The sequence below is a fragment of the Jatrophihabitans sp. genome (genome assembly GCF_046262535.1).
Lineage (GTDB): Bacteria > Actinomycetota > Actinomycetes > Mycobacteriales > Jatrophihabitantaceae > Jatrophihabitans.
Map to the genome: position 1 here is coordinate 1 of NZ_JBHEMO010000060.1, position 17,260 is coordinate 17,260.

General features: G+C 68.6%; 7 protein-coding genes and 1 pseudogene. 4 read left to right on the plus strand and 4 right to left on the minus strand.

Annotated features, from left to right (window positions below; genetic code table 11):
• Positions 1-245, minus strand: a pseudogene (locus tag ABR571_RS09185) (glutamine synthetase); the annotation flags it as partial.
• Complete coding sequence (locus tag ABR571_RS09190; protein ID WP_409452892.1) at positions 242-862, minus strand: Lrp/AsnC family transcriptional regulator; 621 nt, start codon at positions 860-862, stop codon at positions 242-244. The pseudogene ABR571_RS09185 and the gene ABR571_RS09190, both read right to left, overlap by 4 nt.
• A gap of 134 nt (positions 863-996) precedes the next feature.
• On the opposite strand from ABR571_RS09190, the gene ABR571_RS09195 reads away from it, so the two are divergent.
• The 3 genes from ABR571_RS09195 to ABR571_RS09205 are packed head-to-tail and all read left to right on the plus strand — an operon-like array spanning position 997 to position 3,503.
• On the plus strand, positions 997-2,247 hold the full coding sequence (locus ABR571_RS09195; protein ID WP_409452893.1) for a PLP-dependent aminotransferase family protein: 1,251 nt from the start codon (positions 997-999) through the stop codon (positions 2,245-2,247).
• A 51-nt stretch (positions 2,248-2,298) separates the two neighbouring features.
• The gene (locus ABR571_RS09200) at positions 2,299-2,715 is read left to right on the plus strand and encodes a cupin domain-containing protein (RefSeq protein WP_409452894.1); all 417 of its coding nucleotides are present in this window, start codon (positions 2,299-2,301) and stop codon (positions 2,713-2,715) included.
• Entirely contained in the window at positions 2,715-3,503 is a 789-nt protein-coding gene (locus ABR571_RS09205) for an SDR family oxidoreductase (RefSeq protein WP_409452895.1), read from the plus strand. The genes ABR571_RS09200 and ABR571_RS09205 overlap by 1 nt, the downstream gene beginning before the upstream one ends.
• A gap of 2 nt (positions 3,504-3,505) precedes the next feature.
• Here ABR571_RS09205 and uvrA read toward each other — a convergent pair whose 3' ends face one another.
• Entirely contained in the window at positions 3,506-5,977 is a 2,472-nt protein-coding gene (gene uvrA / locus ABR571_RS09210; RefSeq protein WP_409452896.1) for an excinuclease ABC subunit UvrA, read from the minus strand.
• Positions 5,978-6,021: 44 nt separating this feature from the next.
• On the minus strand, positions 6,022-7,806 hold the full coding sequence (locus ABR571_RS09215; RefSeq protein WP_409452897.1) for a phospholipase D-like domain-containing protein: 1,785 nt from the start codon (positions 7,804-7,806) through the stop codon (positions 6,022-6,024).
• A gap of 289 nt (positions 7,807-8,095) precedes the next feature.
• Between ABR571_RS09215 and ABR571_RS09220 the strand changes: the two genes are divergently transcribed.
• Positions 8,096-17,260: hypothetical protein (locus tag ABR571_RS09220; RefSeq protein ID WP_409452898.1), on the plus strand; the 9,165-nt coding region annotated here is incomplete at its 3' end.

A 17,260-nucleotide genomic window follows, 5' to 3' on the forward strand; every position in this document is an offset into this window, starting at 1 on the left:
GAGAAGTCGAGCCCGTTGGTGAAGGCGGCGATCGCGGCGTCGGGCGAGAGGAACTTCGCCCGCGGCTGCCCGTGCTGGTCGACGATCACGACGCGCACGGTGCGCAGGTCTGCTTCGCGGATCCGGGCCGTCACCTCCTCGGCCGCCGCCCGTTGCTCGTCGGTGTGCAGGCCGTGCTCCTGGACGAAGCCGTGCCGGCCGACGCCGGCGGAATTGGCGGAATCGTCGGCCGATTTTTTCGTCATCGAGGCGCGCTCTCATTCTGCATAGCGGACTTGGCACCAACCTGTTCGTCGATCATGGACGCCAACAACTGCTCGGCCGTGTCCTTCGTCTTCATCTGCGCGATCGTGATGGACGTTTCGGTGCGCTGGATGCCTTCGATCTGCCAGATCCGGTTGAGCAGCAGATCGCGCAGGTGACGGACGTCGCGCACCCGCAGCCGCACGAGCATGTCGAACGCGCCGGTGACGAGCAGGACCTCGTCGACCTCGGGCAGCTCCGCCAACTTCTCCATGATCGTGCCCTGCTGATAGCCCTGCACCGCGGTGATCGTCAGGTACACCGGCGAGTCATAGCCGAGTGCGCCCCAGTTCAGCCGCACGCCGTATCCGGCGATCACGCCTTGGCGTTCCAAGCGGGCGACGCGGTCGGCGATGGCCGGCGCCGACATGCCCAGTTCGCGAGCCAGGCTGCGCTGCGACAGGCGCGCGTCCTGGCGCAACAGCAGGAGCAGTCGCAGGTCGATGACGTCGAGGGCCACCTGCGGCGACGGCGACACCGCCGAGTCGCGGACCGTGCGCAGCGGTGCGCCGCCTGCTCTCCGGCGAGAGGTGGCGGCGCTGCGGCCCGGGCTCGGCATGTGGACGTCCCTTGAGATCCTCGTGAGTGCCAATTCGTCGTGCTGCTTGTCGTTAGCCACTTCGAGTAGCAGACTTGCCTGGTGTCCGTAAGTCGATGACGAATATCGTCTGGCGAATGTAAGGTCGTGTCAAGATGCATCCAACGCTGAGTGTCGATCCGGCAGCCGCTGTCGGGAGCGTCGACGCTGCCGCGGCCAGGCCGTGGGATGACCGGCTCGCCCGGCGCACGCGCGGCCGCGACGGGACGCTGTCGGCGATCCTGGCGCTGGCCAACGTCTCGGGCGTCATCAACTTCTCCGGCGGCTTCCCCGACCACTCGATCTTCCCGACCGAGGCCTTGCACCGGCTGACCGACAAGTTACTGCACGACGACGCGGCCGTGGCGCTGCAGTACGCCCCGAGCGAGGGCATCGCCAGCACGCGGGAGCTGCTGCGTGACCAACTCGCGCGCACGCAAGGCATCCGACCGGCCGAGTCCGAACTCATGATCACCAGTGGCGGGATCGACGCGATCACGCTCATCGCCAAGAGCATGCTGGACCCGGGCGACACGGTCTTGGTCGAGCAGCCGAGCTACGTCGGCGCGGTCACCGGCTTCGCCACCTTCGATGCCAGGGTGGTCGGTGTCCCCATCGACGAGCAGGGTCTGGACGTCGAGGCGCTGGCTCGGCTGCTTGCCTCCGGGGAGCGACCGAAGGTGCTCTACGTGATCCCCGACCACCAGAACCCGACCGGCTGGACCTTGATCGAAGAACGGCGGCGGGCCCTGGTCGAGATCTGTCGACGCCACGGGGTCCTGATCGTCGAGGACGTCGCCTACCGCGAGCTCGGTTTTGCCGAGTCGCCGGCGCCGAGCCTGTGGTCCCTGGCGCCGGACACGGTCGTGCAGATCGGGACCTTCTCGAAGACGTTCTTCCCGGGGGTTCGCCTCGGATGGGCCGCGGGGCCGGCCGAGGTCGTCGAGCAGATGGTGTTCGCGAAGCAGAACTCCGACCAGTGCGCCGGCGCGCTCGGGCAGCGGCTGCTCGAAGAGTTCGTCCGCGGCGGCTACTACGACGACCAGGTCGCGGGCGCCCGCCGCCTCTACCGGCGTCGCGCCGCGGTCATGACCGAGGCGCTGACGGCTTCGTTCGGGGACAGTCGCGCGACGTGGTCCGAGCCGGACGGTGGGTTCTTCTGCTGGGTTCGCCTACCCGGCGTCGACACCGTCGAACTCGCCGCGCGCGCCCGCGACGCGCACGTCGCGTTCGTGCCCGGCGCCGGGTTCTTCGTCGGGGGCGGCGACACCGAGCATCTGCGGCTGTCGTACAGCCGGGTGGCCGACGCGGACATCCCCGAGGGTATTTCCCGCCTCGCGGCCGCTGCTCGACTCGCCTCGGGTTGAGCCGCCCGTCATCCCGACCGATCTCTGTCGAAGTCACCCGAAAGGACGCCCGTGAGCACGTCGCACTTCAACACCGAAGCCGGAGGAGAGCCCACCTCGGAGGGGCGCTTCGTCGACGTATCGGCCATCGAGCCCCTCGAGTACGTACCCGGTCTGCAATTCCAACCCGTCCTCGGCGAGAAGTCGCTCGTCAACTTCGTGTCCTTCGACCCGCACACCGAGGCGCCGATGCACGTGCACGCGGAGGAGCAGGTCGTCGTCGTCACCGAGGGCGAGTTCGAGTTCACGATCGGCGAGGAGACGCGGACCATGCGGGTGGGCGACGTCGCCGTCATCCCCTCTTGGGTGCCGCATGGCGCGCACACCTTGGACACGCCGTGCAAGGAGATCGACATGTTCTCGCCCCCGCGCGCGACCTTGCTCGAGCACGCCGAGAAGCAGATCCAGCGCGAGGTTCCTCCGGTCTGATGGACCTCGGACTGGCCGGCCGCCGCGCCCTCGTCACCGGCGGCTCGAAGGGAATCGGCCGCGCCATTGCCGAAGAGCTGCTCGCCGAGGGTGCCGCGGTGGCGATCTGCGCGCGCAGCAAGGACGAACTCGACAGCACCGCGTCCGCGCTACGGGAGAGGTTTGTTTCTGCAACCGTCGTCGACCTCGTTGCCGATGTCACCGATCGGCCGCAGGTCGAAGCCCTGGTGGCGCACGCGGCTGACGCCCTCGGCGGGATCGACATCCTGGTGAACAACGCCGGCGGCGCGCATCCGGGCAACTTCGAGGCGCTCAGCGACGACGACTGGCAGGCCGACCTGGACGTCAAGCTTTTCTCGCAGATCCGCTGTTTCCGGGCCGCCCTTCCGCACCTGCGCAACAGCGAGGCGCCGCGGGTGATCAACGTCAACGCGGTGTACGCGAAGTATCCCGATCCGGCGTTCTTCGCGACCACGGTCAACCGAGCCGCCTGCCTCAACCTGAACAAGGCACTGGCGCAGGAGTTCGGCGCAGAAGCCATCCTGGTCAACAGCGTGAACATCGGTTTCGTCGACACCCCGCAGTGGGAGAACATCCGCAGCCGGCGCGCACCGGACCGAACCAAGGACGAGTTCTTCGCCGGCCTGGCTGCTCAGGAGGTCCCGCTCGGGCGGTTCGGCACCTCCGACGAGGTGTCCGGACTCGTCGCGTTCCTGGCCGGGTCGCGAGCCTCGTACATCACGGGTGCGGTGATCGACGTGGCCGGCGGCATGGGCAAGTACGTCTGAGGTCAGGGAAGCGCCAGTCGCCGGGCGAGGTAGGGCGCGGTTGCGCTGCCCTTCACCGCCGCGATCTCGTTCGGGCGGCCAATGGCGACCACCTGACCGCCCTCGTCCCCACCACCGGGACCCAGGTCGATCACCCAGTCGGCGTTGGCAATGACGTCGAGGTCATGCTCGACCAGCACCACGGTGTTCCCGGCGTCGACCAGGCGGTGCAGCTGACGCAGCAACAACGCGATGTCGGCCGGATGCAATCCGGACGTCGGCTCGTCGAGGAGGTAGAGCGCGTGCCCGCGGCGCGCACGCTGTAGCTCAGTCGCGAGCTTGATGCGCTGGGCCTCCCCGCCGCTGAGCTCGGTGGCCGGCTGACCGAGGCGGAGGTAGCCCAGGCCGACGTCGCGCAGGGTGTCGAGACTGCGGGCAGCGGCCGGGACGTCGGCCAGGAACTTCGCGGCGTCGTCCACGGTCATGGCGAGGACGTCGGCGATGTTCTCGCCCCGGTGGGTGACCTCGAGCGTATCGGCGTTGTAGCGCGCGCCGCGACAGGTGGGGCACGGCCCGTAGCTGCCGGGAAGGAAGAGCAGTTCGACGGCGACGAAGCCCTCGCCCTGGCACGTCTCGCACCGTCCCTCGGGCACGTTGAAGGAGAAGCGGCCGGCGGTGTACCCCCGCGCCTGTGCTTCCTCGGTCGCGGCGTAGAGCTTGCGGACCGCGTCGAACATGCCGGTGTAGGTCGCGAGGTTCGAGCGCGGGGTCCGGCCGATCGGGCGCTGGTCGACCCTGACCAGCCGGTCGAAGGCCTCGAGGCCCGTCACGTCGTGCACGTCGACCTCGAGGTCGGTCTCGCCGGTCTCGTCGTCCGCCTCGGCCACCACCCCGAGGTAGGTGCGCACCACCTCAGCGAGTACCTGCGTCACCAGCGTCGACTTCCCTGATCCGGATACGCCGGTGACCGCGGTCAGCACGCACAGCGGCACGTCGACCGTGACGTCGTGGAGGTTGTGCCGGGTGACGCCACGCAGGTGCAGCCAGCCGTGGGGCGTGCGGGTCTCGTGGTCGAATGGCGCGGCCCGACCGAACAGGTGGTCGGCCGTCGATGACTCGACCCGCTCGAAACCGTCGATCGGCCCGCTATAAAGGACGCGACCGCCGTGCTGCCCGGCGCCGGGCCCGATGTCGACGACCCAATCGGCCCGGCGCACGACGTCCATGTCGTGCTCGACGACGAACAGCGAGTTGCCCGATGCCTTGAGTCGCTGCAGGACGTCGAGCAGCGGTTCGGCGTCGGCCGGATGCAGTCCGGCCGACGGCTCGTCCAGGACGTAGACGACCCCGAACAGCCCGGAGCGCAGCTGGGTCGCGATGCGCATCCGCTGCATCTCACCCGGCGAGAGCGTGGTCGACGCGCGATCGAGGCTCAAGTAACCCAGGCCCAGATCGAGCAGCACCTCGATGCGGGCCACGAGGTCGGCGCAGATCCGCACCGCGACCTCGGTGGTCTCGCCGGACTCCGCGCTCGACGTCGCCGCCGACGCGTCGGACAGCTCGGCTGTGGGCCGCAGCCGGTCGACGAGATCGGTCAACGCCCGCGCGTTGACGTCGGCGATCGTGTGCCCGGCGAACGTCACCGCGAGAGCCTCGGGGCGGAGGCCGCTGCCGCCGCAGTCCGGGCACGGCACGCTGCGGACGAAGCGCATCGCCCGGTCGCGCATCTGCTGGCTCTTCGAGTCGGCGAGCACGTGCATCACATGTTTGCGGGCGCTCCAGAACGTGCCGTAGTAGCCGTAGTCGATCCGGTCGCGCTCCGGCTTGATGAGGACGGAAGGTTGCTCGTCGGTCCACAGCAGCCAGTCGCGATCCTTCTTGCGCAGCTTGCGCCACGGCCTGTCGATGTCGATGCCCAGGCCGGCGACGATGCTGCGGAGGTTCGCGCCCTGCCAGGCGCCCGGCCACGCCGCGATCGCGCCGTCGCGGATGCTCAGCGAGGGGTCCGGGACGAGCAGGTCCTCGGTGACGTCGTGTACGACACCCAATCCCGAGCAGCGCGGGCAGGCCCCGGCGACCGTGTTCGGCGAGAACGACTCGGCTTCCAGCCGCTCGGCGCCGGGCGGGTAGGTCCCCGCGCGCGAGTAGAGCATCCGCACCAGGTTCGACAGGGTCGTGATCGTGCCGACCGTCGAGCGTGAGCTCGGCGCGCCGCGGCGTTGCTGCAGTGCTACGGCCGGCGGCAGGCCGGTGATCTCGTGCACGTGCGGGGCGCCGACCTGCTGCAGCAACCGGCGCGCGTACGGCGCCACGGACTCGAAGTAGCGGCGCTGCGCCTCGGCGTACAGCGTGCCGAACGCGAGCGACGACTTGCCCGACCCCGAGACGCCGGTGAACGCGACGAAGGCGTCGCGCGGGATGTCCACATCGACGTTGCGCAGGTTGTGCTCGCTGGCTCCCCGGACACGGACGCAATGGTCGGGGGGCTCCGTCATGCCTGAGACCTACCCACTTCCGCGTGGGCGACTCCCAACTGCGGCTAAGCGAAGAGCAGACGATCGGCGTAGTGCAGGTCGGCTTTGTCGTAGTAGGGGGTGACCCAGGCCGAGGTGATGGACAGATGCCACGTCGCGGTCGCCGGCGATGTTGCCGCGGGAGCGAGATTGCGGTCGAGGAAGTCGAAATGGTCGACGAGCAGGACCGCTTCGATCGCGAAGACCGTCGCGATGTCGCCGTCGTGGATCGCGAGAAGATTGTCGCCGTTGTCCTGCTCGCCGCCGAGGGCGAGGTTCGAGGATCCGCAATAGACGACGGGGTCGGATCCGTTGAAACCGCACACGACGAATTTGTGGTGCACCTGGTGGTTGGCCGGCGTGGGCACCTGGTCGAACGGCGCAGGCAGCCGCGTCCGGCCCGGCTTGCCGGTCACCAGCACGCCGGTCTTGTGCCGCGGGTTGTAGACGTAGATGCCGTCCGGTGCATCGGAGATGCCGTAGGTGAACAAGCTGGTGTCGGCGTGCAGGTCGCGCAGGGTCGGGTAGACGCTGCCCCCGCCGACATCGATCCCCATCACCGCGAACAGCACCGAGCCCTTGGGCCGACCGGCCTCGGCCGTGATCCGCGCAGTGATCCCGTCCAAGATCTCGGCGGCGAAGGCGGCGCTGTGCGGCGAGAACGTGACGTCGGTGTGCGGCACCTGCGCGCTGGCGAACGTCGTCGCCTGGCCGGCCTCCGGCGTCGCGCGAAAGGCCGGCGCCTTCACCTCGCCGTCCCACGAGTTCTGGAACACCCGGGCGTAGGCGGCCGCCACTGTCGTGTCGTCGAAGACCAGCACGTGGTTGGAGTTCACGTACAGGCCGGTGACCGAGAAGTTGGTCGATCCGGTCAGCACCTTGATCGGTCTTCGGGCGCCCCCGGCGCCGGTGCGGTACACGATCATCACCTTGTCGTGCGAGTACCGAGCGAAATGGCCGCGCTTGATCTCGGCCGGTGCCTTGGCGGCGGCGCGGAACAACGTCTCGAACTGGTCTTCGGGCAGGACGGTTCCCGGTTTCGTGCTGTGATGAAGCGCGGCGTCGTCGAGGATCATCCGGACGCGGCCGTCGGCCCCCAGCGCGAGGAGCGCCGATACGATGTCGGGCTCGCTCAGGTCGTAGGCGAAGACGTCGAGTTGCAGCGTCGCATCGTAACGGATCTCGCTCAGCAGTCCGAGGATGACGTCGCGGGCGGTGAAGCCCAGCCAGGTGTATTCCTGGGCGAACGTGTACGCGGCGCCGTTCGCGGCCGTCCCTGACGTCGCGCTCGTGTCGAAGACCAGGTCGGTGTTCGGCGGCCGGAAGATCGCCACCTCGCCGAAGCGGTGGACGAAGGCCTCGGACTGGGTGAACCCGCGCGTGAAAGCAGCGGTGATCGCGCCCTTGCGAAATGGCGCCACTTCGATGTCCACGCTGACGCTCGTCGACGGGTCCAGGGGGAGCAGTGCGCCGTCGGCGAAGTAGCGCGGCGTGACGACGTAGGTGTACGGGCCGAACGCCGGCTTCTCGCCGAGGCTGCCCGCACCTGGCACGTGCACCCAACGGAACTTGTGCAGCGGCGCGTTGACACTCGAGTTCGCGGCGTGCGCCGGGTCCTGGCTGTGGTCCGCCGGATTGGCGAAGGTGAGCATGTTGCTTACGTAGTGGGTCTGTGCGCCGACGACGTAGGCCACGGTGAAGCCGGCGAGGTTCCTGGTCCTGGCCTTGGTCAGGTTGAACGCGAGCAGCGACTTGGCGTCGCCTCGGTGGGCCTTGACGTGGAGGCCGTTCCCCTTCGCCTGCACGAACATGATCCACGCGCCCCCCGCCGTAGTTCGTCGACGTCGGCCGTACAGCGACGCCAGACGTGCCCAGAATGAGCGACTAAGTCGGATCCTGTCGGGGCCTTAGGTCCCGAATGTGTTGGGTGGGCGCAACTTTCCCAGCGAATTCATTGATCGGGCAACCGGCCGGATGTACGTTCCCGCGGGGCAGTTGATCAAAATTTCGTCGGAGCCGGTTCGCCCCAGATCGCAGGTGTGCTCAGTGCTGCCAAAATCACGATTCAAGCGAGCCGTTTCACTTCTGGCGATCTTGGGGATGTGCGCCACCTTCGCCACCGCTGTCATCGAGCCCGCGGCCCATGCGGCCCCCCCGAGCAGCGCCGACGCGGACGTCCAGGCGATCTGGAACGGCCTCGATTCCCTCCAGTCCTTCTCGCAGGGACTGGCCACCGACGGTGCTTTCGGGCAGGCCCTGCACGACGTCGAGCTCACGCCGGGCGGCAACGACGGCATCGGTTTCGCCGACCTCTTCCAGAAGGCATTCGCCGACCGGCTCAGCGCTGCCAACCCGCTGCACCTGTCCGATCTCGTCAACGCGCTGAAGACGTCCGCGCCGGTCGATCTGGAGAGCAACGGCCGCAGCGCGTCGATCTCGGCAACCTCGTCGACCAGCGGAACGGTGGAGTCGCTCGCGTTCGACCTCACCGTGAACCGGCGGGTCGCGAGCGCGCCGATGACGCTCGCGATCTCGTCGCCCAAGTTCAACTTCACCGCGCCGGTGCAGGTCGATCTCGCGTTGCACGCCTCGTTCACGGTCGCCTATGACAGCACCACCGGCGGCGTCTACTTCGACACCACGGGAAGCGCGCCGGCATTCACGCTCGCGGCGGACGCGCACTTCCCGTGCGCCACCGCCTCGGCGCCGCCCTGTACCCAGGACACCTCGGCGGTCCACGCCGGTGTCGGCATCCTCGGCGTCAGCCTCAGTTCGGGTTCGTCCTTCGACCTGACCACTAATCTCAGGGCGTCCCTGCGTGATCCGAACGGCGACGGCCGCGTGTATCTCGGGACGGTCTCTAGCGCGACGTTCTACCCCTTCGCCGAGCCGAACGGTTCGAGCACCACTCCCGGAGAGCTGTCCGGCGGCGCCGCCTCGGCGGCGGGCATGGTCGCCGTCAGCTACGGCGCCGCTCCGGGTTCCCTCGTCGCACAGCTCAATCTCGCCGCGTCGGTCGACCCTTCACTGACAACCGTGACGCTGCCGGGCGTGAGCGCCAACGTCGCGATCGTCTGGCCCGACATCACGACCGGGTCACCGACGGCGACCGTCACCGGCGCCGGGCTGAGCTCGATCAACGCCTTCGAGAACCTGTCGCCCCAGGATCTGGCGCAAGGGCTGGCCGGCCTGGCCACGGCGCTCGAGGGCATCCAGATGTCGCGGACGTACACGCCCACCGACTCCGGCAAGACCGGTACTACGGCGGCAATCGCCGAAGGCGCGGTCACGTCGACCTACACGCCCACGCACGGCGGCGCCCCGGAGGTCGGCGACCTGCTGCGCGTCGGCGGCACCGGCGCGCCGGTGCGTGACGTCGTCACCGTCGACGGCACGAGCAGCCCGTTCACGGTCACCTTCGGCTCACCGCTGAACGCCGCCGTCGCCGACGGCACGACGCTGACCCAGGTGGACTCGAAGGGCAACATCGACCTGCCCTTCATGAAGGGCACCCTGGCCGACATCTTCCAGGCGAACGAAGCCATCACCGGCTTCCTGGCCAAGCACGTCACGCAGACGTACAACGCGCTGGCCAACGCGAACAGCGGCACCTTGTCCGGCGCAACGGCACAAACCGCGTCGTACACGGTCGTCGACGGGGCCGCGCCCCAGAACGGCGAGTACTACCGCATCGGCAGCGTGACGAAGAAGGTGACCGCGGTCAGCGGCACCGGTCCGTACGCGCTGACCTTCGACACGCCGTTCGCCTCCGCACCGAGCAACGGAACCGCCGCCGTGCAGGTCCAGCTGGGCGATCTCGTCCCCAACTTCACGTCGCTGCAGTCGATGCTGGTCGCGCTCAAGACGACCGTCGGCCTGCCCGGCGGATCGACCTTCACCGTCGGGGACGTCAGCTACGACAACACGCACTCCAAGCTCACCGTCGGCCTGAGCATCGCCCGCGCCGCCGGTGCCGCGCAGGACCTCGACGCGTTCCAGAAGGTCGACTCGGGGACGGTCTCCGCCGTCGACACCGATCCGGCCACGGGCGCCCCGACGCTCAAGGACAACGGGCGCAGCTGGCAGGCCAACGTCTACGCCGGGCATCGCGTGCGGTCCGGATCGTCGAGCAACATCGTCAAGTCCAACACCGGCGACACCCTCGTGTTCATCGGCGCGTGGCACGGCGCCGCGCCGGCGGCCGGCGACGCCTACGACATCGGCGGCCAGGACTCGCAGACCGGCGCGATCAGCTTCGCCAACAAGCTGAACACGCTGTCCGGCGCGACCGGCAGCGGCATCCTGAACGCCAACGCGCAGATCCCGCTAGCCACGGTCACCCCGAGCTACAGCGTCAACCTCACCCTCGCGCTCGACCTGCAGGCAACCCAGACCGGGGCCGGCTGTAACGGCATGCTGTTCAACGGCGTCGTCAACACCCACGACTGCCCGTTCACCGCCAACAACCCGGACGGCACGTCCACCGTCGTCCAGTCCCTGCCCACCGTGGCCGACCGCATCATGCTGCGCACGGCCGACAGCAGCGGACCTCTCCACCTGCTGACCGCCGACGCCCCGATCGACTCCGCCGTCGAGGTGAACGCCACGGTCGGTTTCCTCGGCCTGCAGCTGAAGGGCGAGTTGCACGAGTGCTCGCACTTCGACTCGGGCGGCGCGTGCCCCGACCCGGCGTCGGCTGACCATCACCTGCTCAGCGTCGACTTCAAGTCCGGGCTCGGCGACGCGCAGCACGACCTGTCATTGAGCAAGGTGTTCGCCATTCTTGCCTCCGACCCGGCCTCCCTCGCCGGGGTCTCGGTCACCGGCCAGGTGCAGGCCTCGATCACCCCGCACATCACCGGCATCCCGGGCCTGAGCGACTCCGACTTCTTCGGCGTTGCCCCCACCTTCACGCTGGCGATGAGCGACATCACCGACCCGTCCAGCGTCACCTTCGACACGGGTGGGTTCGGCACGGCGCTGGACAAGATCAAGGCCTTCAACTTCGACACGTCGAACCCGAAGGCCCTGTTCGGCGAGGTGCTGCAGAACCTCAAGACGCTGAGCAAGCTGCTCAAGACGCTCGGCGACAACGGCAACAGCACGATCCAGTCCGTGCTCGGCACGAAGATCCCGGTCGTCGGCCTGCGGCTCGGTGACATCTTCAACGCCTCCGAGCAGGGCCAGGGGGCGAACGTCAGCTTCACCGACACGACCCTCACCGACACCGACGCCCACTTCACCGACAGCTTGTTGCTGCGCTCCGTCGTCGCCGGCACGTCGACGGGTGTGGTCACAGCGACCACCGCGACGACGCTGACCGTCCGCTCGTGGCAGGGCGGCACTCCCGCGCCCGGGGCGCAGTACCAGGTCGAGAACGCGCTCGACTCGGCGATCGACCTGCTGACCGCCAACCCGGCCGACAGTCTGCAACAGCTCATCGCGCTGGTGAACGAGCGGCTCGGCGCGCTGTCCGTCCCGATCACCATCTCGGTCGACACCAGCGGCGCCACACCGATCCTCGGTCTGCAGGTCGACTGGAAGCGCGACTTCTATTTCACCACCCCGGTCGCCTTCGACTTCAAGCTCGGGTCGGACGACAACTCGATCGTGGGCAGCCAGGCCAAGGGCCTGGTCGAGCTGCACGCCAAGGCCGAGGCCAAGCTGAAGTTGCTCTTGCCGCTGGGCAAGTCCGACGAGGCCGGCGCGACCGACCCGAGCGGCCTGCAGGTCGATCCGACGGAGACGTCACTGGCCGCCAGCATCGACGCCGGCGCGTCGGGCTACCTCAAGGCCAACTTCGGGCCACTCGCCATCGCGCTCGGCCAGCCGGTGGACACCGGCGCCACTCACCCGGCCGAGGCGCACGCGACCTTCAGCGCTTCCCTGGGCAGCGACGACACGGCCCCCGAGTCGATCTCGGCGTTCCTCACGGGGCTGAAGTCGGCCGGCCTGCAGTTCAATCACGCGACGCCGGCGGTCACCTGCGGCGGCGACTCGACCCCGGACCTCGCGCTGTGCGCCGCGTTCCCGGTCTATCTGAGTACGGACGGCGGCACCACCTACAAGGCGGTCAACGGCACCACCGACGCCGACCCGCCGGACACGCTGCGTCTGCGGCTGCCGCTTTCCGGCTCGCTCAGCGACGAGTTCAAGCTCACCGACGGCAGCGGCGCGATCCTGCCGGTCGACCCGAGCGCCCCCACGGTGAAGCGCCTGGACATACCCGCGGACCTGCTCACCGACCTGAAGAACGCGGTGCTCGACTTCAGCCAGCTCGGCGGCGGCCTCGACGGCTACTTCCAGTTCGCCGAGCAGGCGCTCAACCTGGCCAGCTTCGGGGGCAAGCTGCCGATCGTCGGCAAGGACCTGCAAGAGGGGGCGCAGTTCCTCGAGCACGTCCAGGGTGAGGTGGATGCCGTCCTCGGCGATCTGGCCTCGGTGTCGGACGAGCAGGGCCTCAAGGACTGGATCAACACCAAGCTCAACGACGCGCTCAAGGACGTCCTGCCCAGCGGCAGCAAGGTGACCGCGGACTTCGTCTGCTCGGCCACCCTCGCGACCCCGGCTGGGGTGGCGACCGTGATCGCGAAGACCACCGCGCCGACGACGGCCTACAAGTACCGGGTGTCGGCGACCGACCCGAAGGGTGAGACGGTCGCGTCCGCCGCCGTCACCGCGACGAGCTCGGCGCTGAGCAGCACCAACACGGTGAAGGTCACTTGGACCAAGGTCACCGGCGCCGCGGCTTACAAGGTCTACCGCTCGTCCGACGGTGGGACGACCTGGAAGAAGTTCGACGCGGCGCAGGCCGACAGCCCGAGCTTCACCGATGTCGGCGACGCCGGGACCACGGCCACGCCGAAGGACTCCGGGACGAACCCGCCGCTGGAGCCGTGCCCGCTCACCTCCATCTCCGGCGTCACCCTCGCTGCGGACATCGGTCAAGGCGACATCAGCGCCGACCAGGGCTGCGCCGACAACGGCGCCAACAAGTGCATCACCGCCAGCACGCCGCTCAACATCGGCGTGCCCGGGCTGTCGCTGGCAGCGGCCACCCAGGACGACGGCACCCCGGACCCCGATCAAGCGCTGAGCGTCAAGCTGGGCTGGAAGATCCACCTGAAGATGGGCCTCGACCTGCATCGCGGTTTCTTCGTCGAGACGCAGGACAGCAAAGATCCCGAGATCGCGCTGGGCGTGGCCATTTCGCTGCCGAAGGCGATCCAGGCCAACATCAGCTTCCTGAAGATCAACCTCTGCGACTTCAACTCCGACCAGACCTACGGCGCGGGCAAGTCCTGCCCGTTCACCCCAATCGTCCCGACCGATGTGCATCGCACCGCGGGGGCGGCCAAGCCGCTGTTCGCCGGTGAGTTCGGCCTCGACCTGCACACGCCGACCGCGACCAAGACGGCGTTCTCCAGTCCGGCCTTCACCGTGAACGACGACGCGGCCAACGACATCACGCTGGCCAACCTCACCAACCTGGCCGGCTTGAAGAAGCTCGTCACGGTCGGCCTGTCGGCGAAGGTCCACATCGACTGGGACTTCCAGGCCCTGGCCGACGCCGCCCTGCCCGGAGTCGGTGGCGAGTTCAAGCTCGACTGGCAGTGGGGCAGCACGCTCGGCGCCCCGACGGTGGCCACGGACACCGGCAAGGACGCCGCGCCGCCGGTCGATTCCAGCAACGCCCCCGACATCTCGTTCAACAACGTCTACATCTCCGCCGGCGGCTTCCTCAGCGGCGTGCTGCGACCCATCATCAAGGAGGTCCAGCAGTTCACCTCGCCGCTGAAACCGGTCATCGACACGCTCTACGCGCCCATCCCGGTGCTGTCCGACCTCAGCCACCTCGCGGGTGGCGGTGACGTCACGCTCATCTCGATCGCCGAGGCCTTCAGCACCCTGGCCGGCGGTCCCGACCTCACCATGGTCGAGCGCATCCTGCAGGTCATCAAGATGGTCAACTCGATCCCGGACGGTGACGCCAACCTCGGCATCTTCATCGGCTCGTTCCACCTCAACGCCACCAAGGCGATCAACACCACCGCCACGCCGGACAACACCGACGCGCTGATTGATCCGGCGAAGAAGACTCCCGCGCCGCCGTCGCAAAACGGCGGCAAGACCGCGGCGGGCGCGATGGATGACGCTTCCGGCGGCAAGGTGGCCGACGCCAAGGCCAAGGGCGGCTTCAGCTTCCCGCTGCTGGACAACCCGTCGTCGGTGTTCAACCTGCTGATGGGCGGCGACGTCGACCTCATCCGCTTCGACTCGGGCAACCTGAAGCTGGGCTTCGCGTACAGCCAGCAGTTCGGCCCGGTCTACGCCCCGCCGCCGGTGGTCATCACGATCTCGGGCAGCGCCAGCGTGAGCGCGCGCATCATCGCCGGCTTCGACACCTACGGTCTGCGCAAGGCCTACGAGGCGATCAAGTCCGGTCAAGGGGCGAGCTCTGTCATCGGCTCGATCCTGGACAGCCTGTTCCTCTACACCGTCGACCCGACGAAGGACGACGGCGTGCCGGTGCCGGTGCTCACCCTGCAGGGCGAGCTCGCCGCGGGCGCCTCGGTCACGGTGTTGATCGTCAGCGTCGGCATCGAGGGCGGTATCAGACTGACGATCAACTTCTACTGGAACGACCCGAACAACGACGGCAAGTTCCGCTCGAGTGAGTTCCTCAAGACAGCTCTGCGCAATCCACTGTGTCTGTTCAATGTCGACGGCCAACTCAGCGTCTTCCTACGGCTGAACGTCACCATCGGCTTCGGCCCGTTCAGCCACACCTTCAGCTTCACCCTGGTGGACGTCGTCCTGCTCGACTTCTCGGTGCATCCGAACTGCTCGCCGCCACCACCTGAACTGGGTGAGGTGCAGGACCACGTCCTCTACCTGTTCTTCGGCGCCTTGGGGAAGAGCGCGCAGCGCGGCGACCCGTGGGGCAACACCAACGAGGACGAAACCATCAAGGTGCACGAGCTGCATGACGGGGACGGTGCCTTCACCGGCTTCGGCGTGGACGGGCTCAGCCGGCACGAGGAGTTCCTCGACAACACCATCACCACCGTCGTCCTCGACGCCAGGGGCTACGCCGGCAAGGAAAAGCTGTTCATCACCGGTGACAGCAACCAGTCCCAGCCGGTGAGTGCCGGACCGCCGACCACCAACCCGTTCGACAAGACGGCGGTCGTGTACGGCGGCACGGACAGCGACAACATCAAGATCGACGGCGGCTCGGCCTATGTCGACGGCGGCGCCGGCGACGACACCATCAACCTGTCTGGCGACGGCACGAGCGCGGTCGCCGGCGGCCCCGGCAGCGACAACATCACCGTCGGCAACGGGGCCGACTATGTCGCTGGCGACAGCTCGCTGCCGGTGACCGGCAGCGTCACCCTGGCCAACCACCGCCAGGTCGGCGATCCGGCGCCGCAGGGCTCGTGGAGCGACGTGGCCGACGTGCCCGACGCGACCGGCAACCCGGGCGCCGGCGAGGCGGCCGACGATGGCAACGACTCCGTCCTGGCCGGCTACGGCGCCAACCACATCTACGGCAACGGCGGCAACGACAGCGTCAGCATCGCCACCGACAAGCCCCTCGTCGCGGGGGAGACCCGCCGACCCGGAGTCAACGCGGCCAGCGCCAACACCATCGTCGGCGGCACCGGCGACAACAACATCCACGGCGGCGCCGCCGGCGACACGATCTACGCCGGTCAACAGTGGGGCGCGACGAGCGACCAGCCGAACTACGGCGGCATCGCCGGCGACGGCCGCAACCAGGTCGACACCGGCGCGGGCACCGACACCGTCTACGGCGGGAGCAACGCCGACTTCGTGGTCGGCCACTCAACCTCCGCGCAGGTGGACACGTTCTACGGCGGCAACGGAAATGATGTGCTCGTCGGCGGCTTCGGCACCGATCACCTTTACGGCGGCGGCGACGCCGACTACATCTCGGGCGGACCGGCGACGATCGATGCGATCGACCCGGCCGACGCAACGCTCGGGGCCTGGAAGATCACGCCGACCGCGCCCCCGTCCGGCACGACGGTCGGCGCCAAGATGCTCGTGGGCGGTGACGGGGCCGATCACATCACCGGCGCCGGCGGTGGCGACTTCATCTACGGCGACCGCCAGGAGGACACCTGCGCGCTGCCCACGTCCGGACCGCGGTCCACGCCGCCGGCCGAGACCAACAGCGGCAGCCCGGGCAACGACTACATCGTCGGCGGCAGCGGCAACAACCGGATCAGCGGCGGGGGAGGGGACGACACTCTGTTCGCCGGGTCGGGCAACGACCTGCTCTGCGGCGGGGCCGGCCTCGACCAGGCCTACGGCGGCGCCGGCATGGACACCCTGTTCGGCGGCTCGGACAAGGACCTGCTCGTCGCCGGCACCGGCAACAGCTCGCTCTACGGCAACACCGGCAACGACAACGTCATCGCCGGAGCCGGTAACGACTGGGCGGAGGGCAACGCGGGCAGCGACACGATCGACGGTGGTACCGGCCAGAGCGTGATCATCGGCGGGACGTCGGCCGCGGCCCAGAGCGACGCCGGCGACACGATCTTCGGCGGCACGGGCAACAACGTCATCTTCGGCGACAACGGCAAGGTCGACGAGAACGCCGGTTGGCCGAACGCCGGCAAGCCGTTCGTCGAGCCGGTCGTGGCCCATTCCTACGACCTGGGCACGAACGCGCCGGACAACACCATCTACGGCGGCAACGACACCATCACCGGTGGTAGCGGCGACGTGGCGGTCTACGGCGGCGTCGGCGACGACTCGATCGTGGGCGGCACCGGATCCGACCACCTCGAGGGCGGCCCCGGATCCGACACGATCTACGGCGGCACCAACAACGACGACATCCTCGGCGGCACCTCGCCGCGGGCCGTCGCCGGTGCGTCGGTCGACCTCATCCCGGACGGCAGCGACGGCTCGGGCACCGACGTCACGCCGGACACGCTCGGGTCGGTCTCGCCGGTCGTGGGCAACACCATCTACGGGTTCCTGCCCTTCGGCCCGAACCCCATGCACGCCGACGTCATCGTCGGCGGCAACGGGTCGATCACGCTCACCGGGGCCATCGACGCCAACACCGGAGCGCCCGTGCGCACTGTGTTGCAGTACGCCCTGACGACGGTCGGTGGCAACGACACGATCACCGGCGGTCCCGGTCCGGAGCAGATCTTCGGTGGCCTGGGTGACGACGTGGTCCACACCGGTAACGGGGAGAACTACGTCGAGGGCAACCCC